Origin of the sequence: Tunturiibacter psychrotolerans, assembly GCF_051013365.1 — a bacterium.
GTDB lineage: Bacteria > Acidobacteriota > Terriglobia > Terriglobales > Acidobacteriaceae > Edaphobacter > Edaphobacter psychrotolerans_A.
Map to the genome: position 1 here is coordinate 1,967,972 of NZ_CP132941.1, position 21,336 is coordinate 1,989,307.

Below are 21,336 nucleotides of genomic sequence, written 5' to 3' on the forward strand. Positions count from 1 at the left end.
TTAGACATCCAATCTACTCCGCCGCGGCGGCAGCCGTGCCGTTTCCAGGATGAAACGTATCGCGTTTCCTTCCCAGTGCACGCAGGCGCAAACGGTCCAGCGTGAGGTAAACAACAGGAGTGGTGTAGAGCGTAAGCAGCTGACTCACGATCAAGCCTCCAACAATTGTGATGCCAAGCGGTCGGCGCAACTCAGACCCTGTGCCCGTACCAAATGCCAGTGGCAACGCGCCAAACAGCGCCGCCATCGTCGTCATCAAAATAGGACGAAAACGCAGCATGCACGCCTCAAAGATCGCATCTTCTGTATTCATGCCGCCTTCGCGTTCTGCCTGCAAAGCGAAGTCGATCATCATAATCGCGTTCTTCTTTACGATGCCGATCAACAACACAATGCCAATAATTGAGATGACATTCAAATCCACTTTGAAAAGCATCAGCGCAAGCATCGCGCCCACGCTCGCAGAGGGAAGCGTCGAAAGAATCGTCAGCGGATGAACCAGGCTTTCATACAAGACTCCAAGGACGATATAAACCGCAAGCAGCGCAGTCAAAATCAGAAGCGGCTCGGTCCCCAGTGACTGCTGATATGCCAGCAATGTTCCCGCGAAAAATCCATGCACCGTGGTCGGCGTACCCAGCCTCTGTTGCATCTGCGTGATAGCAAGTGTGGCATCGCTCAGCGAAACACCCGGCGCAAGATTGAACGACACCGTAACCGAAGGAAAAAGCCCGGTGTGATTAATCGCCAGCGGTATCGTGTTCGTTTTGTTCTTTGTCATCGTAGCCAGTGGCACATTGCCACTCGCAGTGACGCTGCTCGTACCCGTCGGATGAAAATAGATATTGTTCAAGCCTGCGGGCGTCTGCCAATAATCCGGCGCTACCTCCAGCACAACGTAGTACTGATTCAACTGGGTGTAGATAATCGAAACTTCCGATTGCCCAAACGCACTATACAAACCTTGATCGAGTGACTGTGCTGTCTGGCCCAGCCTCGCCGCGGTCACACGGTCATAGTTCAGCATCTCGTCAAGGCCACCATTTTGCTGATCCGTATTTACATCCTGCAATCCAGGCAGCCGCTTCATCTCGGTCAGCAACTTCGGCCCCCACGTATTGAGGTCGGTCAGGTTGTCCGCCTGAATTGTGTACTGATACAGCGCACTACTGGATCTGCCTCCAATCCGGAGGTCCTGCGAAGCCTGAAGAAAAGCGGAAGCCACCGGAAGCCGATTCAGCTTCGGGCGCAGGCGATTGATAATGTCGGGCGCACCGATCTTCCGAATATTCAGCGGCTTCAGCGCGACGAAAATATTGCCTGAGTTGCTGGTGCCCTGCCCTCCCGTAAACGCAATCACGTTTTGCACCGCCGGATCGCTCTTAATAACCTTCCCAAGCTGAATAATCGATTCGTTCATAACAGGGAACGACGAGTCCTGCGGCCCCTGAACTCCTCCTGCAAGCGAACCCGTATCCTGTTGCGGAAAAAATCCCTTGGGGATTCTGATCACCAGCACAACGTTCAACGCGATCGTGAGAAGCAAAACAGTCAGCGTGAGTCCCGGATTCTCAAGCACCCAATGAAGACTGTGACGGTATACCGACAGAATCCAGTCGAAGAATCTCTCAGTCGCCATATAAACGCGCCCATGCTTCCGCGCGTGCTCATCTCGCAGCAAGTAAGCGCACATCATCGGCGTCGTCGTCAGTGAGATCACCATCGATACAAGAATCGCCGTCGACAACGTCACCGCGAACTCGCGAAACAACCGCCCGACAATCCCGCCCATAAGTAGCAGGGGAATAAACACTGCGATCAGCGAGATGCTGATGGACAGAACCGTAAACCCGATCTCTTTGGCGCCTCTCAAAGCAGCGGCGAACGGCTTCATCCCATCTTCAAGATGCCGCGTGATGTTCTCCATCACCACAATCGCGTCATCGACCACAAAGCCCGTCGAGATCGTCAGCGCCATCAGCGACAGGTTATCGATGCTGTACCCAAAGAGATACATCACCGCAAACGTTCCAATCAGCGACACAGGAACAGCCACTGCCGGAATCAACGTCGCTCTTCCGTTGCGCAGGAAGATAAATACCACCACAATCACGAGCGCAATGGACAACATCAGCGTCCGCTCCACGTCGCTCACCGACGCACGAATCGTCGTCGTACGATCCAGCACAATCGTCGTATCAATCCCATTCGGGATCGACGCCACCACCGACGGAAGCGCCGCCCGAATGCGATCCACCGTATCGATAATGTTCGCGCCAGGCTGCCGGAAGATAATCAACACCACGGCCCTCTTGCCGTTCAGATATCCCGCCGTTCGAATGTTCTGCGTAGAGTCGACCACGTCCGCCACATCCGACAAACGCACCGCCGAGCCATTGTTGTAACCAATGACGATCGGCTTATAGTCCTCCGCATGCGAGATCTGATCGTTGGCTACAATATCCGCAGAGAAAGTCCCGTTCGTAATCTGTCCCTTCGCCAGGTTCGAATTCTGCAGACTCACCACCGCCTGCACATCCGACATCGCCATCCCAAAGCTCGCAAGCTTAGTCGGATTTACTTCGATGCGAACCGAAGGCAACGCACCGCCGCCCGGACTGACCTGCCCCACTCCCTGAATCTGCGACAGCTTCTGCTGTATCACCGTCGAAGCTTCGTCATACAGCTTGTCCGGCCCATATTTGTCCGAGGTCAAACCGAGAATCATGATCGGCGCATCAGCCGGATTCACCTTGCGATACGTCGGATTCGCCGGCAAATTCGCGGGCAAATAAGTCCGCGCCGCATTGATCGCTGCCTCGACGTCACGCGCAGCTCCATCAATATTCCGGCTCAGGTCGAACTGGATCGTAATCGACGTCGTACCTAAACTGCTCGCCGACGTCATCTCCGTCACCCCGGCAATATGACCAAACTGCCGCTCCAGTGGCGTCGCCACCGATGACGCCATAATCTCGGCGCTTCCTCCCGGCAAACTTGCAGCCACCGAGATCGTCGGAAAATCCATCTGCGGCAGCGGAGACACCGGAAGAACATTGAACGCGATAGCTCCCGCAATCGCGATCGCCACCGTCAGCAGCGTAGTCGCCACAGGCCGATGAATAAACGGCGCAGAGATGTTCATGACTGCCCCGCCGGTTCTAACTCGCCCCCGCCGTGTTCCGCTTTCTTCGACTTCCGCGAAAATCGGTGCGATAGATTGTCAAAGAAAATATAGATAACCGGCGTCGTATACAGGGTCAGCACCTGGCTCACCAGCAGGCCGCCCACCATCGCGATTCCAAGCGGCCTGCGCAACTCCGAGCCGATACCGTGACCAAACGCAAGCGGCAATCCGCCGAGCAGCGCCGCCATCGTCGTCATCATGATCGGACGAAAGCGTAGTAAACACGCCTCATAGATTGCATCCGTCGAACTCAACCCGCGATTTCTCTCCGCGTCCAGCGCGAAGTCGACCATCATAATTCCGTTTTTCTTAACGATGCCGATCAGCAGAACCAGCCCAATAATCGCAACGACGCTCAAATCCTGATGAAAGAGAATCAACGAGAGAAACGCCCCAACACCGGCTGAAGGTAATGTAGAGAGAATCGTCACAGGATGAATGAAGCTCTCATACAAAACACCGAGAACGATGTACACCGTGACCAGCGCCGCGAGAATCAGCAGTGGCATTCCTGAGAGCGAATTTCTAAATGACGCTGCCGTTCCCTGAAAATCCGCCTGCAGACTCGCAGGCATGTGCATATCCTTCTGCACCTTCGTGATCTCACTGATCGCCCCTCCAAGCGCAGCATTCGGAGCTAGGTTGAACGACACCGTAATCGCCGGAAACTGTCCCTGATGCATAATCGACAGCGCCTCTGTCGTCGTCTCGAAGTGCGAGAACGCACTGAACGGCACCGCATTATTGAAGGTAGTGCTTGTAGTGCCGGCTGACGTTGCCCCTTTGCTTGAAGTTGAATTATCAGTACTTGAAGTCAGTGCATTGGCCGGAGGAGTTAACGTATTCGCGGACCCCGCGTACAAAACCGAGCTGGTCAGAGCATTCGATCCCGCCGACGTCGAACCATTCCCCGACGACGAAGTTGCCGCAGCGCCCGTCGTCCCCGAAGCCGACCCCGAACGAATATAAAGATGGTTCAGCTTATTCGGATCGATCTGAAACTGCGGCTCTGCTTCGAGAATCACGTGGTACTGATTCAACTGCGTATACATCGTATTGATCTGACGCTGGCCGAAGGCGTCATAAAGCGTATTGTCGATCGTTGTCGGAGCCACGCCCAACCGCGAAGCAGTTGCACGGTCGATCACCAGCGATACCGCGAGTCCACCCAGTTGCTGGTCCGTGGCAACGTCTTCCAGCTCAGGCAGCTGCTTCAGCTTGGTTACAAACCGGCTCGTCCAATCATTCAACTCGTTCTGATCCGGATCCTCCAGCGTGTACTGATACTGAGTGCGGCTCACCCGGTCATCGACCGTAATGTTCTGCACAGGTTGCATGAAGATCTGTATGTCCTGCACATCTTTCAGCTTCGTCTGGAGCCTGCGAATCACATCCGCAGCGCTCAGATCACGATCCTCCAGCGGCTTCAGATTGATCGACATCCTCCCACTGTTTGTCGTGATGTTCGTCCCGTCTGCACCAATGAACGAAGAGAGACTCTCTACGGCCGGATCCTCGAGAATCAGCTTCGCGAGCTCTTGCTGCTTGACCGCCATCGCCTTTGAGCCGATCGTCTGCGGAGCCTGTGTAATTCCCTGGATCACGCCCGTGTCCTGCACTGGAAAAAATCCTTTGGGAATAATGATGTAGAGAAAGATCGTCAGCATCAACGTCGCAAGAGCGACCAGCAGTGTGATCGTCTGGTAGCGAAGCACCACCTTCAGCGTGCGTCCGTAAAAGGCGATCATCCGCTCAAAAACATGCTCGGAGGCGCGATAAAAACGACCCTGCTGTGATTCTGGATTGTGTTTCAGAATGCGCGAAGCCATCATCGGCGTCAACGTCAGCGACACCACCGCAGACACAACGATCGTCACCGCCAGGGTCACCGCAAATTCACGGAAGAGACGACCGACGACGTCTCCCATAAACAGCAGCGGGATCAGCACTGCAATCAAAGAAACGGTGAGTGACAAAATGGTGAACCCTATCTGCTCGGCGCCCTTCAGAGCCGCCTGCATCGGCGTCTCACCCTCTTCGAGATAGCGCGAGATGTTCTCCACCATCACGATCGCGTCATCGACCACGAATCCAGTCGAGATCGTCAACGCCATCAACGACAGGTTATCCAGGCTGTACCCAAGCGCGTACATCGCTGCAAACGTTCCAATCAGCGACAGAGGCACAGCCACACTTGGAATAATCGTTGCATAGAGGTTTCGCAGGAACAGGAAGATGACCAACACGACCAGCCCGATGGTCAGCATCAACTCAAATTCAACGTCGCTCACCGAAGCCTGAATCGGCGTCGTCAGGTCAGTAAGCGTCGTAACCTCGATCCCTCGTGGAAGATTTGCCTCAAGCTGCGGCAGCAGCTTCTTGATGCTCTTCACCACGCTGATCGTGTTTCCGCCCGGCTGACGCTGCACATTCAAAATCACCGCAGGCGTCTGGTTCATCCACGCAGCCTGGGTCGAGTTCTCCACCCCGTCAACGATGTGCGCAACATCGGTCAACATCACCGGCGAGCCATTGCGATACGCAACGACAACGCTCCTGTAGTCCTGGCTCGTCACCAGCTGATCGTTCGCATCGATCTGATAGTCCTGCCGAGGACCGTCAAAATTTCCCTTCGCGGCATTCACGCTGCTCTGCGTCACAGCCGTACGCAAATCCTCAAGATTGATCCCATAAGATGAAAGCGCAGTCGGGTTTGCCTGGATCCGCACTGCAGGCTTCTGTCCACCGCTGATGCTCACCAGTCCGACGCCGCTCAACTGCGAGATCTTCGGAGCCAACCGCGTGTCCACCAAATCCTCGACCTGAGAGAGCGGAATCGTCTTCGACGTGATCGCAAGCGTCAACACCGGAGCATCTGCTGGATTCGTCTTGCTGTAGATCGGAGGTGCGGGCAGGTTGGCCGGCAGAAAGCTCTGCGATGCATTGATCGCCGACTGCACCTCTTCTTCGGCAATATCGATGCTCAGGCTGAGATTAAACTGCAGCACAACGACCGAGGTCCCACCCGAGCTGCTCGAGGTCATCTGGCTCAACCCCTGCAACTGGCCGAACTGACGTTCCAGCGGAGCCGTCACCGTCGTCGCCATCACCTGCGGACTCGCGCCGGGATAGAACGTCAGCACCTGGATCGTCGGATAGTCGACCTCAGGCAGTGCCGACACCGGCAGCTGCGTGTAACTCACAATACCGACTAGCAAAATCGCGGCCATCAGCAACGAGGTCGCGACAGGTCGCAGAATAAACGGACGGGATGGACTCAAGGAGCGCTACTCCCGGCTGTGGCTGCTGCAGGAATCGGCTTGGTCGACACGATAACCTTCGCATTGTCCTGCAACTTATCGAAGCTACTATTGGCAACCACATCCCCTGGATTGATTCCCGTCACCTGGGTCGTCTGCCCTTCCACCACCCCCGGCTTCACCGAGCGCATGTGCGCCGTATCGTTCGTGAGTACATAAACAAACGACGCCGCACCATTGTGCTGAATCGCAGACGTTGGAATCAGCGTCGCTCCCTGCAGCGTATTCACCAGCAGTCTCGTGTTCACGAACTCATTCGGAAACAGCGACCCGTCCTTGTTCGCGAACGTCGCTCGAGCCTTGACCGTTCCAGTCGTCGTGTCGATCTGGTTGTCCAGCGTCAACAGCGTTCCCGTCGCAATCTGCTTCAACGCTGCCCGGTCATACGCATCCACCGTCAACTTTGCCTGTTGACGAAGCCGCGGCTGAAGCTGCCCCAGATTGTCCTCCGGCACCGTAAAAATAATCGTGATCGGCTGTATCTGTGCAATGACCGCCAGCGTCGTCGTCCCCGAAGCCTGCACCACATTCCCCGGATCGACCAGCCGAAGTCCGACCCGTCCCGCGATTGGCGCTCGGATATGGCAGTAGTCCACCTGTATCTGGTCGAACTTCACGGTTCCTTCGTCGTTCTTCACCGTGCCTGCGTCCTGTAGCACCACCTTCTCCTGGTCATCCAGTGTCTGCTTTGGAATCGCGTTCCTCGCCCAGGCCTCGCGATATCGATCGCGATCCATCGTCGCCTGCGCCAGCACTGCCTGGTCCCGCTCGAGCACACCCTGAGCCTGCAACAGAGTCGCCTCAAACGGCCGCGGATCAATTTCAATCAGCGGGTCGCCCTTCCGAACGACCTGCCCTTCCTTGAACCGCACCGCAATCACCGGTCCAGTCACCTGACTCGTAATCGACGCCGTGTAAACCGGCGTGACTGTTCCAATCGAATCCAGATAAACGCCAATATTTCCCTTCTGCGCCGTAGCCGTCGTCAGCGTTACCGGTCCACCACCAGGACCCCGCCGAGGCGCTGCACTCTTGGTCGTATCGTCGTGGTGACGCAACACCAAAAAGAAACCAAGCGCAAAGACAAGCAGTAGAACGACCCACACAATAACCCGAGCCAGCTTACTGCGGGACGATGGTGGGGGCGGGGCCGGAAGCTGATGATCAGGCCCGATGACTGAGTGTTGTTCTTTTGATTCGTCTGACAATACGTCTCCCTCGTCACATCAGAGATCTTCTGGACAGGTGTGCGAAACAGGTCCGTCTTCTATCGACGGATCATCCGGTACTTAAAGACTCAACTTATCCTCGGAGCGTCAAACATTGTGTGTGGACAGGCCCAATAAGCGGTGACTCCTCAATAAGATGCCCATCCGCTGAAACGCGATGCTACTCCTCCACCTCCTGGGTCGCTCCCGGATCGCTCCTTGATCCGCCATGGATTGAGCCCACCGCCCCCCACGTGGTATCATTACGAATCGGCAGACTACCCTTCACCTGGGTAGCGGTCAGGAGCCAACGCTCCTCGTACCACCCTTCCCCGGCACTGTTTTGAGGCTTCTTTCACTCAGGCGCACGCCCCGGGAATCTTCTGCGACTCAGGATTGGAGCACTTCGTCATGGCACAAAAATGTGATCTTTGCGGCAAAGGCCCGCAGTTCGGCAACAACATCTCTCACGCCCACAACACGACCCGTCGTCGTTGGAACGTGAACCTCCAGCCCGTCAAAGCCAAGGTCAACGGCGCGAGCAAGCGCATGCGCGTCTGCACCAGCTGCATCAAGACCGGCAAAGTCGTCAAAGGCTAACCGCCTCCAATCTCCAGAAACAGAACGCCCCAGCCGCGTCTATGCCGGCTGGGGCTTTTCCTGTTTTTCTCCGCGATTTACTTCTTCTCAAATCCCAGCGATGCGCTATTGATGCAATACCGCAATCCCGTAGGCTTTGGCCCATCCGGGAAAACATGCCCAAGGTGAGCCCCGCAGGTCGCGCACTGCACCTCGACCCGCCTCATCCCAAGAGAGTTATCTTCAATCGAAACAATCGCATCCGGCGAAACCGGATTCCAAAAACTCGGCCATCCGCTCCCGGACTCGAACTTCTTATCCGAGGTAAACAGTGGCGCATTACACGCCCCGCAGTGATAAACCCCGTCCTCATGGTTGTTCACCAGCGCCCCGGTAAAAGGCCGCTCCGTTCCGCCCTCACGCATTACATGAAACTGCTCCGGAGTCAGCAGCTCGCGCCACTCTGCCTCCGTCTTATGAACCTTCTGTACTTTTGTCGCTTCGGCCATTACTCAAACCTCCTGTCGTCCAACCAATTAGATCCCCAGCCGCCCTGTAAGTTTCATGCCCCGCCCTTGGCGATCACTTCGATCTCCACCAGCGCATCCTTCGGCAACCCAGCCGCCGCCACCGTCGACCGTGCCGGCGCCACCACCCCCTCCGGCGCCAGGTATTTCGCATAAATCTCGTTCATCGCCGTAAAGTCACCCATCGTCTTCAAAAACACAGTCGTCTTCACCACATGGCTCAAATCCAGCCCAGCCTGCGCCAGCACCGCCTTCACGTTCTCGAGCGCCCGAACCGTCTGCTCCGCAATCCCGCCAGCAACCATCTGCCCGGTAGCCGGCTCAAGCCCCACCTGCCCTGACGCAAACAACATATCGCCCACCCGCACCGCCTGAGAATAGGGCCCAATCGCGGCGGGAGCCTCTTTCGTAGAAATTGCAGTCTTCTTCTGATCGCTCATGCCGCTAAGTCTATCCCGTTACGTGACTCGTTGAAAATCGTCCGCCTATGTTGTGTACGATGGCTGCCATGCGCCTTCTTCTTCGCCTCCGCGCCATCACAACTTTTGCCCTGTTGCTCGCGACTCTCTCCTACCCGCTCCATGCCGACAAGCTGAACGGCTTCTACTCCGGCAGCGGCGGCTTCTCCCAGGATGTCCATCGCGTCCTCCTCATCGAATTCGCCGCCGACGGCACCGCCATCCTCCAGCAGAAGTGGCATGACAAAGACCCCCAGACCTGGCACGCCCATTGGAAGCAGGACAAAAAACAGGTCACCCTCACCTACGACGCCGCCGGCGACAAACCCGTCCCCGAGCCGCTGGTCTTCACCTTCAAACACGGCACTCTCACCGCAACCTCGTGGGACGCCCCCACCCTCGGCGTGCTCGGACCGCCCAAGCTGACAACCTTCGGCGGCAAAACCCCTCAAGTCACCAGCGTCGCCAGCTGCCAGGCGCTCAACACCACCGACCCCACCAAGAACTGCATCACCTGGGACTCCCGCCGCTAGAAAACATCAAGATCAATCTATTGATGGATATTCCCTCGAACGTCAAAACGATATGCTCCCCCGTATGGCGATCCCCACTGAACCCATCGGCAGCATCCCCCGTCCAGCTGCACTCATCGAAACCATCATCGCCTTCCACAATAAAAAAGTAAGCAACGAGGCGCTCGAAGAAGCCAACGCCGGCGCACTCCGAGACACGATCCAGCGGTTTGAACAAACCGGCTCCCCCATCATCACCGACGGCGAACAGACCAAGCCCAGCTTCGCAACCTATCCCCTCGCCGGGCTCACCAACCTCGCTCCAGACGGAGTCGAAATCCCCTTCGCCGACGGGCACGTCCGCCAGCTGCCTCGCCTCACAGCAGGTCCCTTCCGCTACGGCGTGCACGCCGCCAGCTACCTCAAAGCAGCTCGCCCTTACACCCGCTCCCCCATCAAACAGGCCGTCATCTCCGCCTCTGCCCTCAGCCTGCTCTATCCATCAACTGGCATACCTTGCTATCCGCGCGAAGAGTTTCTCGCCGACCTCATCGACGAAGCCGCCGCCGACATCCGTGGAGCCCTCCAGGCCGGTGCCGACTCCGTCCAGATCGACTTCACCGAAGCCAGGCTCTCTCTCAAACTCGACCCCTCAGCCGGCTTACTGCGCAGCTTCATCGCCATCAACAATCAGGTGCTCGAACGATTTACCTCAGAGGAACGCCTTCGCATCGGCGTTCACGTCTGCCCCGGTGGCGATCAGGACTCCACCCACAGCGCCGACGTCGACTACTCGAAGCTCTTGCCGGACCTCTTCCAGTTGAACGTCGGGCGCTTCTACCTGCAGATGGCAAGCGAACCCGACAGAAAACGAACGCTTCAACTCGTAAACCAGCTCCTCCAGCCAGACCAAACCATCTTCATCGGTGTCATCGATCCTATCGATCCGAAGGTTGAAACCCCGGTTCAAGTGCGTGACCGCGTCCTTGAAGCCGCTTCCATCCTCCCCATGGCACAGCTCGGAACCACAGACGACTGCGGTTTCGCTCCCTTCGCCGACGACACCTCCACAGCTCGCGACACAGCCTTCAGCAAAATCCAGGCCCGCGTCGAGGGCACCGCGCTTGCCTCCCACGAGCTTGGAATCGCCTAGTCCGTCTCGAACAAGCGCACGACATGACTTTTCAGTCACATAAGAAATCGATAAATATTTCCTTTTCCCCGTCGCACTGCCCTGGAATCAGTCATATATTGGGTGCGAGGTGAACAACATGGGAATTATGGACATGATTCAATCGCTCGCCGGTCAGACGGGCGCCGCAGCCGGCACCGATCAGGCAAAAGTTGCTGGGGGTTTCATCGAAGCTCTCACCCAGCATCCTGAAGGCATTCAGGGCGTTCTCGACGCCTTCAAGAACAATGGAATGGCCGAGCACGTCAACAACTGGGGCGCAGGTCAGGCCACCACAGCCACTCCCGAGCAGGTCCAGCAGGGCCTCGGTGGAACCGGCCTCATCGAAAAAACCGCAGAAAAAGCCGGCGTCTCGCCTCAGGTCGTTCAGGTTGCTCTCGCCACCGTCCTGCCAATGGTCATCCAGCACTTCGCCCCCAACGGGCAGGCCACCCCGACCAGCTCCATGGGCAGCATGGCGCAGCAGCTTCTCAGCAAATTCGTCTAGCCCGCCAGCAATCGCGGGTTTGACCTCCAAAGAGCGCACGGGCCCCCGCGTTCTCCCTCCAAATTGCATCACACAACAGTCAGTCAAACTGACAAAGGAGAGCTACGCCATGGCAGATCTCAACGCTTTGAAGCAAAAGTACGCCGGTGTCATTGATGCCCTGCAGAAGTTCGCCCCCTACGGCGCCACCCTCGACGCGGTCGATCTCGACGGAGAACAACTCCACATCAAAGGCACCGTTCCTTCCCGCGTCATCCTCGAGCGCGTCTGGGACGCCATCAAGAAAGCCGACCCCACCTACTCCGACCTCCACCACGAGATCGCCAACACCGGCGGCGACACCCAGGCCTACACCGTCAAATCCGGCGACACCCTCTCAGCCATCAGCCTGCTCTTCTACGCCAACGCCAACAAGTACCCCGAGATCGCCAAAGCCAACAACATCGCCGACCCCAACAAAGTCTCCGTCGGCACCACCCTCCAACTTCCCGTCATCACCTAACCCTCGGTAACCCTCGGCCCAGGGCCCTTGCGCAGATACGAGCCACCTCAGTCCAGCGCACTTGTCCGGACATTCCGCACCATCAACGAATCGTCATCTCGACCGAAGCGGTTCACGGTCTCATCGTGAACCGCGAAGTGGCGAGACCCCGTATTTCGTCTTGGAAGGCGTCTGTCCTTGCCGTCACCTCGACCCGAGCAAGATCAAAAACCTGTCAAGCCCCAACACAACCAAAACCCGCGCCAACGCTGGAGATTCGCGTGGCGTATGAGTTATGTCCCGCCAACTATAATGAATACAACACAAAAATCAGCCCCGGAACAATCCGGGGCTTTTACCTTAACGACATAACCCTTTTATTTGTAATATTTTGCAGCTAACCCAATAAGAATCAATATTTTACAGGCACTACCTGTCGCCAAGCTACTGATTATAAAAATCTTACGCGCAAAATACCCCCAGGGGGGAGGGGGGAGGGTCGATCAGCCGAGAATAGTAGAAGCCGCAGCCACCTCAACCCGGTTCCGACCGGCAGACTTCGCCTGATAGAGCGCCTGATCTGCAGCCTCCACCAGTACTGTCGAGACAGCGTCATGCCCGAGAGCCTGGGTAGCACACCCGATGCTCACCGTTACTACTCCATGCGGATTACCGGAATGTGGCAGGCCAAGAATCTCCACCGCCAGGCGAATCTGTTCGGCAACCAGTTGAGCTCCGCCACTGTCGGTATTCGGCAGCACCGCCACAAACTCCTCGCCGCCATATCGAGCGAACAGGTCCGAAGACCGATGAATCACCCGCTGTGCCGCCACCGCGATCTGGCGCAGACAGCCATCCCCCAGCACGTGCCCATAGATATCGTTGTAAGGTTTGAAGTGATCGACATCGATCATCAGAACAGAGAGCAGGGATCCATCCCGCATCGCCCTCCGCCACTCCTCATCCATCTTTTCTTCGAACCGCCGCCGGTTAGCGATCCCGGTCAAACCATCTACCATCGCCAGGTTCTCTACCAGCCGGAAAGTGCGATTCAGCTCCTCTTCCGCAGCCTTCCGCCCCGAAACGTCCCGAACCACGTTGACGAAACCGATCGGCTCCCCAGTCCTCTCGTCGTGATAGAGCCGCAGGTTAGCCTCCATCCAAACATAGCCCCCATCCTTCCTCAGGCACCGATAGGTCAAAGTCTCCACCGGCTTGCCCTCACGACAGGCCCTCATCAAAGCCTCCACCGCCCCGGCGTCATCGGGATGGACGATCTGCCGACCGCCGGGGCCCACTAACTCCTGCGGCTCCCAACCCAACACCGTAGTCACGGCCGGTGAAACATACCGCCGCTCGCCGGAAAGATATGACAGAACGATGACATCGTTCGATGCCTCGGCCAGAAGACGAAACAACGTCTCGCTGGCCTTCAAATCGATCTGCAGCCGCTCACGCTCAGTAATCACAACATCGCCGACATAAAGCACCAGCATCGAGAACGCAACGAAGACCTGCAGAACAAGGTCATGAGTTGCGGTGGAACCCGAGCGTATCAGCGACGCGGGGCCGCGGCCTCGAATGGTCAAATAGCCGCCAATGATGGACACAATCAACAGCCCAAGCGCAGATCCCGCCAGTCGCAGACGAATGCCAAGCAGCAGCAGCACCGGAAGAAGAAGGAACAGGAGAGGAAACCGTGTCTGCCAGAAGATTCCAACCGTGACAACGACCAGCAACGCCAGGAGCCCAGTAACCTCAAGCCGGGATCGGCCAGGAAACTGCTCCCGCCTCTGAAACGACAGGTAAAGCGGCGTCATCACCGCCATACCAAGTGCATCGGCCACAAACCAGTGCCTGGCTGCAGCAAATCTCGGCACCAGATAGAGGTTTGACGTGCTCAGCTGAGCCAGTACCGACGCGATCGCCGGTGCAAGTACGACACCGTAGAGCAGCAGGCTTATCAGTTGCTTGCGTTCGGTCAGATCCGGATTCGGCGAGACCGTCCGGTACATCAACGCGGCTGCAATGCCAACCTCAACCATATTGCAGCCGGCAAGATAACCGGAGATCCCGGGCGCAAATCCCATCGCGACATTGATCCCAAGATCGACGGCAAAACCTACCGCGAAGTAGGCCGGCCAATGTCTCCGCCGACTGCACAACAATATCCCCAAAAGAAGACCGTTCGAGGGCCATAGAATCGTAACCCCGCCGTTATCCCAGCTACGCACGTTCAGCAGAAACGCAGCAAATCCCAGACACACCAACGCAAGCGCGGCTATCGCAAGACGCCGAAGGGACGGTAAGCGGTCATCCACGGTCTCATCCCGAGAACCAATAACCATAGCCAGCCTGAAGTCACTTCATCGGCAAACACGACGATCTGCTTTATCGCCTGGCCTCTGACTCCTGAGATTCTCCCTTCCTGAAAGTGGCACCGACCAACGAATATATCTCAGCGCCCCTCTCCCAGCACGGTCGCCCTTCAGTTGACGTTTGCCGCCGCGGAATCCAACTCGCCGGCGAAGTAACTTTCGCGAAAGCGAACCCGCGCATCAGGATAATCCGGAATACGCACGCGTATCCTGTGCATACCTGACGCAGGCTCTCCGTTCGCCTCTGCATGGGGCTGAAAGCTCAACAGATAATAGTTATGCACATGATTCGAGAGTTGGTGGAGACCCTCGTCGAAGCCTTTTTGCGTGGTGAAGTTGATGTATTCGCCGCCCGATAGCGCAGCCAGCTCGTGCGCCGCGTTCTTCTTCAGAGCGTTCACTGCCATTACCAGCAGGCCAATGGGTCCGCTTCCTCCGCCGTACTTCAGATCGCTCATCACCTCCGTCTTTCCTGGGCCAAATGCGACGGAGTCGACAACAGTGTTCGTTCGCCCCAGCGCCGCAACAACCTCTACCGGTTTGGCCGTACTGCCGTGGTCGCGGGTCTCACTAATCAGCAGGATCGCGTGGCGAAAGTGGTTCTGGCGTGCTTCGAGCAGCCTGGTCGCATAGGCAACGGCATCGAGCGTTGAGGCGTCGGGATCGTCGCAGGGCTCGAGCTGCGCGAGCGCACGTGCCATGGCGTCGACGCTGTTGGAGAACTTGCCCAGCAGAAGAGGCGCGGAGCCGTAAGTGACAATGGCAACCTCACGTGGGGCGTCCCCTGCAATGCCGTCGATCATCGCCCCGAGGCCGCCCAGCTTGGGATATTCGTAGCCGGCGGAACGACTGCATTGAACGACCACCACAAGAGAGAGGCCGAGGGAGTCAGTGTCTTCGTCGACGTGGACGTTCTGCGGAACGCCGTTGTCTTCTACAACAAACTGTTCTGGTTTGAGTTCGTAGATCATTTCGCCGTGTTTGGTCTGGACGGTGGTGGGCACGAGGACGACGTTTGATTGGGTTTTGAGGGTGTAGCTCTGATCGTCCGTCGCTGAGGGAGTCTGGGCCAGCACTGGCAGGGTGGCGCAGAACAGGAGGACGGGGAGAAGGGTCCGCATCCTTCAAGTCTAACCGGATGGAATTTGGAGCTCCGCCAGAAAAAAATATTCGTGGTGAAGATATGGTTTTGTAAGGGGATTTTTGAGTTTTGGGGTGTTTTGCGATGGTGAAATTGTGGTGACGATATGGTGAATGGTGTGGCTGGCGTGGTGTTTTAACCGTAACTTTTTGAACGCTGAAAAATGTGCCACGTTTCGCAACTTTATTTTCGCTTCCCAAGGTGAAGAGGGCAAGCTTTCCCATTTTGTTGGCGACACAGACACAATATCGCCTGGTGCGCGACTTACTTCGCGTTCACTCATCTAAGCTATAGTCCGGCGGCGAGACGTTATGTCCGCCAATGTGACCCGAAAGTTGCCCTGATGACTATGATCTCCGCTGTTGCACCGCTCTCCCCTAAAACGACCTCAGCTCTCACCTATCCGGCCGCTCGTAAAGTCGAGCAGACGGATGATTACTTCGGCACTACGGTCAACGATCCGTACCGTTGGATGGAGGATGTCGATTCGGCAGGGTTGAAGACATGGGTCGACGCCGAAAACGAGCTGACACAAAGCTACCTTGCTGAGGTTCCTTCTCGCGAAGCAATGCAGAAGCGGCTGATGGAGCTGATCAACTTCGAGCGGTACACGGCTCCCGCGCGGCGTGGCACCAGGTATTTCTACTCGCACAACAGCGGGTTGCAGAATCAGAACGTCATCTACTGGCAGGAGGGGCTTGAGGGCGAGCCGAAGGTGCTGCTCGATCCAAACACCTTCTCGGCAGATGGCACGGTTGCGATTAGCGGCCTCAGCATCACCGACGATGGATCGCTGGCAGCGTACTCAATCGCCGATGCGGGCAGCGATTGGGTGAAGTGGCATGTGCGCGACGTTGCGTCCGGCAAGGATCTCCCCGATATCGTGGAGTGGTCGAAGTTCAGCGGTGCCGCGTGGCTGAAGGATGGCAGCGGCTTCTTCTATCAGGGCTACGACGCGCCCGAAGCCGAAGCGCTGAAGGCAGCAAACTACTTTCACAAGGTCTTCTTTCACAAGCTCGGCACGCCGCAAAGCGAAGACAAGCTTATCTTCGATCGGCCGGACGACAAGGAACTGAACCTGGGCGCAAATGTAACCGACGATGGACGATACCTGGTGCTGTATCAATCGAAGGGAACCAGCCCCAACAATGAGATCGCCGTCAAGGATCTTCAGAAATCTGAATCGCCAATCGTACGATTGATCCCTACTGCCGACGCGACCTACTCTCCCATCAACAATGACGGCAGTCTTTTCTGGTTTCTTACGACACTCGACGCGCCCAACGGCAAGGTCATTTCAATCGATCTAAATCATCCCGAGCGCGAACACTGGAAGACCGTTATCCCCGAGAGCAAAAATAAGTTGAGCGATATCTCGATCATCGACAACACATTCATCGCCAGCTATCTTGCGGATGCGCAGAGCTTGATCGAGCTTCACAGTCTTGATGGGCAGTTGATCGAGAGGCTGAAGCTGCCGGCGATTGGTACGGCCTATGGTTTCGGTGGGCTGCGCGAAGATACTGAGACCTTCTACCAGTTCACCAACTTCACGACGCCGGGCACGATCTATCGGCTTAACATGAAGACGCGGCAGTCGACTTTGTTTCGGCAACCGAAGTTGTTGTTCGATCCCGCGCTCTACGAGACGACGCAGATCTTCTACAACAGCAAAGACGGCACGCGCGTCCCCATGTTTGTAAGCCACAAGAAGGGTCTTGTTCTCGATGGTTCGGCGGCGACTCTACTCTATGCGTATGGCGGCTTCAACGTGCCACTGCTGCCGGAGTTTTCTTCTGCGCACGTGATGTGGATGGAGATGGGCGGCATCTACGCGCAACCCAGCCTGCGCGGCGGAGGAGAGTACGGCGAGGCCTGGCACGAAGCAGGAACTCGCTTGAAGAAGCAGAACGTCTTCGACGACTTCATCGCGGCAGCTGAATGGTTGATCGCAAACAAGTACACCTCGCCAAAAAAGCTTGCTATCTCCGGAGGAAGCAACGGCGGTCTTCTGGTCGCAGCATGTGAGCTGCAACGACCGGATCTCTTCGGCGCAGTCGTTGCGCAGGTGGGCGTGATGGACATGCTGCGCTTCGATAAGTTCACGATCGGATGGGCGTGGAAGGAGGAGTACGGTTCGCCGTCGGAGAATGCAGAGGAGTTCACTGCGATCTACAAGTACTCACCGTTACACAATATTCATGCTGGCACCGTGTACCCTCCGACACTGATCACGACAGGCGATCACGACGATCGCGTTTACCCTGCGCACAGCTTCAAGTACACGGCAGCTCTGCAGGCCGCACAAAGCGGCACAAATCCGATCCTGATCCGCGTGGAGACTCGGGCCGGACATGGTGCGGGGATGCCGCTCAGCAAGAGGATTGAAGCCACTGTTGATCAGTACGCGTTTCTAGTGAGGGAGTTGAAGGCAGGGACGCCGCAAGACTAATAACCAGTTGCGCAATAAAGCCGCAGGCACCCTTTCTACGAAGTTCACGCGAGCCCTGTTGTTTTGCTGCGACACTGGGGGTGATTCCGCATTCGTTGTATGTTCATAGACTCTGCTTCTGGTGTTGATCCGCGGTGGAAATATGAATCCGGAAGCGGTTTCTACGCGTCCTATATATGCGTAGAAAGGTTGCCTCATGAAACCGAAAATCTTTATCGCACTGCTTCTTGCCCTTACTCCTGCTTTGGCTTCGGCACGGCCAAGGACAACGGGTGCACACCAGCGTCCGCAGATGATTCACGACCGCGCTCCGAAGGCTCACATCGAGCATTCGTCTGGACACCACGCCTAAGCTCTCGCGTTAGCGGCTGAGCTCAGATCGAATCGACCTTCGACTCCCGCGCCTTCCTGATAAATGCAGCCAGCTTTTCGGGACTCTTGCGGCCTGGTTCAGACTCCACACCACTTGCGACATCTACTCCCCAGGGATTGAGTCTCTGTACTGCCTCTGCTACGTTCTCTGGGCGGAGGCCGCCTGCGACGATCAGTTTAAGGTCAGGTGCGACTTCAGTCAGGGTTGTTCGCGCTGCGTCCCAATCGAAGGAGATGCCAGTGCCTCCCAGCGCCGTTCCTACCTTCGAATCGATCAGGACGCGATCCACGAAACCGTCTGCGGCGATCCTTCGCAGGTGTCCGGCTACGATGGCGGCGTTCGCTCCGTCGTCATCAACCTGCCAGTGAATGGTCTGGATCAGCGAGACGTCTCCGGCGAAAAGTTTATGCAGGCGCTGTAGAAGTGCGAAGTCGACACCGCTATGAAGCTGAACTGCGGTGAGGCCAGCTTCGTGGGAGGCGCGAGCGATCTCGTAGGCATCGAGCGACTGGAAGACGCCTACGCGTTCGACGTTCGCTGGAAGATGCGGTGTGATCTTTGCGACCTCTGCGGAGGTGACACGGCGTGGGCTGGGCGCAAAGACGAAGCCAAGCGCATCGGCGCCGAGTTCGGCGGCAAGCTTTGCGTCGTCAAGATTCGTATTGGCGCAAATTTTAATCCACATGATATTGTCGGCCGCCAGCAGGCTTGCGAATTAGATGTCGGAGGAGTACTCGCGATCCAGAAGGGTGGCAAGCGCAGCCGCAGGGTCGGGTTGCCGCATCAGTGTCTCGCCGATGAGGAAGGCATCGTATCCGGCCTCTTGCAACCTGGCGATATCCTCGGCAGTGCGTATGCCGCTCTCGGCCACGGTGACGATTTCTTTCGGCGTCGATGCGGCGAGCTCGAAGAAGACTTCGGTGCGTACGGAAAAGGTGCGCAGATCGCGGCTGTTGACGCCGATCAGATCGAAGCCCAGTGCGATGGCGCGCTCCATCTCTTCGCGGTTGTGCGTTTCGCAGAGAACGTCGAGCCCCCGCGAGTTCGCTTCGTCGCGCAGGTCGCTGAGCGCTTTATCGGTGTGCGCGGAGACGATGAGCAGAATCGCATCGGCCCCGTAGGCGCGGGCTTCGAGGATCTGGAACGGATCGAGGATGAAGTCCTTGCGGAGGCAGGGGATTTTCACGACTGCGGAGGCCTGCTGTAGATAAGCGAGCGAGCCCTGGAAGAACTCCTCGTCGGTGAGGATGGAGAGAGCGGCGGCGCCTGAGGCCTCGAACGTCTTCGCGAGGGTGGCGGGATGAAAGTCGCTGCGAATGAGGCCCTTTGAGGGAGAAGCTTTTTTGATCTCGGCGATGATCGCAGGCCCGCTCTTCGCCGCGGCCTGAAGGCCGGCACGAAAGCCGCGCGGGGTGTGGGCGGCAGCCATGCTCTCGAGCAGACCGAAGTCCGCGACCGCTTTACGAGCCGTTACCTCGAGAAGCGTGTGCGCAAGAATCTGGTCGAGTTGAGTGGGCATAGTCCCTTTGTCTCTTGCGTGTCTGTGGGTTTCTAGGGTTTCTTGCGCTTCTTTGGGGTTTAACCCGCACCCGATCGCTGTTGGCAGCTACAAACTGCCTGCGTGCGATCGAGATTGAAACTTTGGTGCCGAAGGGGGGACTCGAACCCCCACACCCTTGCGAGTACATGGACCTGAACCATGCGCGTCTGCCAATTCCGCCACTACGGCACGGTGTCATTCGCTCCGCCTGGAATGGCCGGAACACGCTAACCGCGAGCTTTTAGTTTTACAAACGCAGAGGCCGATGTCAATGCGCGCAGGTCGCGGCGAATTCCATTTGGCTGAACAGGAATACTATGTGAGGAGGTCTTTGTGCATCTAAGCTGGGAACACTGGATCGAGATTGCGAGTCTTATCCCCAAGGAAGCGCTTCTGGACCCGAAAGAAGGGCTGACACTCTTATCATGGACGAACTGAAGATCTCCTCACCAGGTGCGAACGTAGACAGAATTCCTGAAGACATCTCGGTCGAGATGCGCAAAATTGCTCACGACCTGAGCAATGCGCTCGAGGTCATCGTGCAGACGAGTTATCTACTCGGCACGGCAGATCTGAAGGAGCCTGCGTCGGAGTGGCTGCGCATGCTCGATGGCGGCGTGGAAAAAGCGATGAAGCTGAATCAATCCCTGCGCAATTACATTAAAGAACATTCCTCACACTAGTTGGAGAGCGCGGTGATTGTTGGTCGGGACTAAGTGCGGCGGCGTGCCGGCTTAGACTTGACAGCTGTCTTCGTCACTTTTTTTGCGATAGCTTTCTTTGCGACAGGTTTCTTCTTGACGGCCGTCTTTGTGGGTGCCAGCTTCTTGGTCAGCGTCCGTTTGGCTGCCTTCTTGACGACCGCCTTCTTGACGACGGCTTTCTTGACTACAGCTTTCTTCTTCGCGGCGGTCTTAGCTGGCGCCTTCGCGGCGGTAGTCGGCAAGCCGAGCGCGGCCAGTTTTCTCTCGTGTGAGGCGATGAGATCTTCGATCTGCTGGAGGAGGATGCGAGTGTGCATGGGCTTGACCAGGAGTTTGTCCGCGCCCATCTCCTGCCAGTCTTCTTCGGCCACGGGGAAGGCTGTCAGTAGTGCGATCGCCGGATGGTAGTCTGCCGCACGCGCCGCTTTGATGACCTCGACGCCGGCGACGTCGTGCTCCATGCGCATATCGGTGATCAACATTTGATACTCGCGGGTGTGCAGCTTCGAGACGCCCTCGCGTGCTGAGGCGGCAGTATCCACATCAAAGCCGCTGATCTCCAAAACGGCCTTCAGTGTCAGCAGGACGGGCACTTCATCATCGACCAAAAGAATACGGCGTCTCATTCGGTTCCTTTCTGATGCTTCGGAGCAAACATACATGATTGGAGGGTCGATTCCAAAGTTGGCCGTCGACCGGGCAACGGAGACTCGCTCGCTGGGACCAAATCCGCGTCGCTGGCTTCGGGAACTTCATGTGTGAGGTGGTATACTTCACGTTGCGGTGCAACCTTTTCC

The 21,336-nt window shown here is 57.0% G+C and carries 18 protein-coding genes and 1 tRNA gene; 7 read left to right on the top strand and 12 right to left on the bottom strand.

The genetic code is table 11. The features are described from left to right. Positions 1-13 precede the first annotated feature (13 nt). The 3 genes from RBB76_RS08340 to RBB76_RS08350 are packed head-to-tail and all read right to left on the bottom strand — an operon-like array spanning position 14 to position 7,715. Complete coding sequence (locus tag RBB76_RS08340) at positions 14-3,145, bottom strand: efflux RND transporter permease subunit (RefSeq protein ID WP_429627882.1); 3,132 nt, start codon at positions 3,143-3,145, stop codon at positions 14-16. Further along, the gene (locus RBB76_RS08345; protein ID WP_429627881.1) at positions 3,142-6,468 is read right to left on the bottom strand and encodes an efflux RND transporter permease subunit; all 3,327 of its coding nucleotides are present in this window, start codon (positions 6,466-6,468) and stop codon (positions 3,142-3,144) included. The genes RBB76_RS08340 and RBB76_RS08345 overlap by 4 nt, the downstream gene beginning before the upstream one ends. After that, positions 6,465-7,715, bottom strand: a complete 1,251-nt coding sequence (locus tag RBB76_RS08350; RefSeq protein WP_429627880.1) for an efflux RND transporter periplasmic adaptor subunit — start codon at positions 7,713-7,715, stop codon at positions 6,465-6,467. The genes RBB76_RS08345 and RBB76_RS08350 overlap by 4 nt, the downstream gene beginning before the upstream one ends. A 411-nt stretch (positions 7,716-8,126) precedes the next feature. Here RBB76_RS08350 and rpmB point away from each other — a divergent pair, with 411 nt between their 5' ends. Next, positions 8,127-8,315 carry a 50S ribosomal protein L28 gene (gene rpmB, locus RBB76_RS08355; RefSeq protein WP_429627879.1) on the top strand — a complete coding sequence of 63 codons (189 nt, stop codon included), beginning with the start codon at positions 8,127-8,129 and terminating at the stop codon, positions 8,313-8,315. A 77-nt stretch (positions 8,316-8,392) separates the two neighbouring features. On the opposite strand, the gene msrB is transcribed toward rpmB, so the two are convergent. Beyond that, positions 8,393-8,803 (bottom strand): peptide-methionine (R)-S-oxide reductase MsrB, encoded by a 411-nt coding sequence (msrB, locus tag RBB76_RS08360; protein ID WP_429627878.1) that lies wholly within the window; start codon positions 8,801-8,803, stop codon positions 8,393-8,395. A 53-nt stretch (positions 8,804-8,856) separates the two neighbouring features. After that, positions 8,857-9,261, bottom strand: coding sequence for a RidA family protein (locus RBB76_RS08365; RefSeq protein WP_429627877.1), 405 nt, complete (start codon positions 9,259-9,261; stop codon positions 8,857-8,859). Between the two features lie 68 nt (positions 9,262-9,329). Between RBB76_RS08365 and RBB76_RS08370 the strand changes: the two genes are divergently transcribed. From RBB76_RS08370 to RBB76_RS08385, 4 genes are all read left to right on the top strand, one after another. Then, positions 9,330-9,812: a hypothetical protein gene (locus tag RBB76_RS08370; RefSeq protein WP_429627876.1), complete on the top strand. Its 483-nt coding sequence runs from the start codon at positions 9,330-9,332 to the stop codon at positions 9,810-9,812. Between the two features lie 64 nt (positions 9,813-9,876). Next, a complete protein-coding gene (locus RBB76_RS08375) occupies positions 9,877-10,944 on the top strand; it encodes a cobalamin-independent methionine synthase II family protein (RefSeq protein ID WP_429627875.1) in 1,068 nt (355 codons plus the stop codon). Positions 10,945-11,062: 118 nt separating this feature from the next. Continuing rightward, positions 11,063-11,470 (top strand): YidB family protein, encoded by a 408-nt coding sequence (locus RBB76_RS08380; protein ID WP_429627874.1) that lies wholly within the window; start codon positions 11,063-11,065, stop codon positions 11,468-11,470. A gap of 109 nt (positions 11,471-11,579) precedes the next feature. Then, the gene (locus tag RBB76_RS08385) at positions 11,580-11,972 is read left to right on the top strand and encodes a LysM peptidoglycan-binding domain-containing protein (protein WP_429627872.1); all 393 of its coding nucleotides are present in this window, start codon (positions 11,580-11,582) and stop codon (positions 11,970-11,972) included. Between the two features lie 482 nt (positions 11,973-12,454). Here RBB76_RS08385 and RBB76_RS08390 read toward each other — a convergent pair whose 3' ends face one another. The 3 genes from RBB76_RS08390 to RBB76_RS08400 all read right to left on the bottom strand — a co-directional run bounded on the left by RBB76_RS08390 (position 12,455) and on the right by RBB76_RS08400 (position 15,753). Next, on the bottom strand, positions 12,455-14,272 hold the full coding sequence (locus RBB76_RS08390) for a diguanylate cyclase (protein WP_429627871.1): 1,818 nt from the start codon (positions 14,270-14,272) through the stop codon (positions 12,455-12,457). A gap of 167 nt (positions 14,273-14,439) precedes the next feature. Continuing rightward, positions 14,440-15,450, bottom strand: coding sequence for a VWA domain-containing protein (locus RBB76_RS08395; RefSeq protein ID WP_429627870.1), 1,011 nt, complete (start codon positions 15,448-15,450; stop codon positions 14,440-14,442). A 9-nt stretch (positions 15,451-15,459) separates the two neighbouring features. Further along, positions 15,460-15,753: a hypothetical protein gene (locus RBB76_RS08400; RefSeq protein WP_429627869.1), complete on the bottom strand. Its 294-nt coding sequence runs from the start codon at positions 15,751-15,753 to the stop codon at positions 15,460-15,462. A gap of 60 nt (positions 15,754-15,813) precedes the next feature. Between RBB76_RS08400 and RBB76_RS08405 the strand changes: the two genes are divergently transcribed. After that, the gene (locus RBB76_RS08405) at positions 15,814-17,922 is read left to right on the top strand and encodes a prolyl oligopeptidase family serine peptidase (protein ID WP_429627868.1); all 2,109 of its coding nucleotides are present in this window, start codon (positions 15,814-15,816) and stop codon (positions 17,920-17,922) included. 374 nt (positions 17,923-18,296) lie between these two features. Here RBB76_RS08405 and RBB76_RS08410 read toward each other — a convergent pair whose 3' ends face one another. The 3 genes from RBB76_RS08410 to RBB76_RS08420 all read right to left on the bottom strand — a co-directional run bounded on the left by RBB76_RS08410 (position 18,297) and on the right by RBB76_RS08420 (position 20,024). Next, the gene (locus RBB76_RS08410; protein WP_429627867.1) at positions 18,297-18,980 is read right to left on the bottom strand and encodes a phosphoribosylanthranilate isomerase; all 684 of its coding nucleotides are present in this window, start codon (positions 18,978-18,980) and stop codon (positions 18,297-18,299) included. Between the two features lie 30 nt (positions 18,981-19,010). Beyond that, positions 19,011-19,814, bottom strand: coding sequence for an indole-3-glycerol phosphate synthase TrpC (gene trpC, locus RBB76_RS08415; RefSeq protein ID WP_429627866.1), 804 nt, complete (start codon positions 19,812-19,814; stop codon positions 19,011-19,013). A 123-nt stretch (positions 19,815-19,937) separates the two neighbouring features. Beyond that, positions 19,938-20,024: transfer RNA gene (locus RBB76_RS08420), tRNA-Leu, on the bottom strand. A 236-nt stretch (positions 20,025-20,260) separates the two neighbouring features. Here RBB76_RS08420 and RBB76_RS08425 point away from each other — a divergent pair. Then, on the top strand, positions 20,261-20,518 hold the full coding sequence (locus RBB76_RS08425) for a hypothetical protein (protein ID WP_429627865.1): 258 nt from the start codon (positions 20,261-20,263) through the stop codon (positions 20,516-20,518). 29 nt (positions 20,519-20,547) lie between these two features. Here RBB76_RS08425 and RBB76_RS08430 read toward each other — a convergent pair whose 3' ends face one another. Then, positions 20,548-21,165, bottom strand: coding sequence for a response regulator (locus RBB76_RS08430; protein ID WP_429627864.1), 618 nt, complete (start codon positions 21,163-21,165; stop codon positions 20,548-20,550). Between the last annotated feature and the right edge of the window lie 171 nt (positions 21,166-21,336).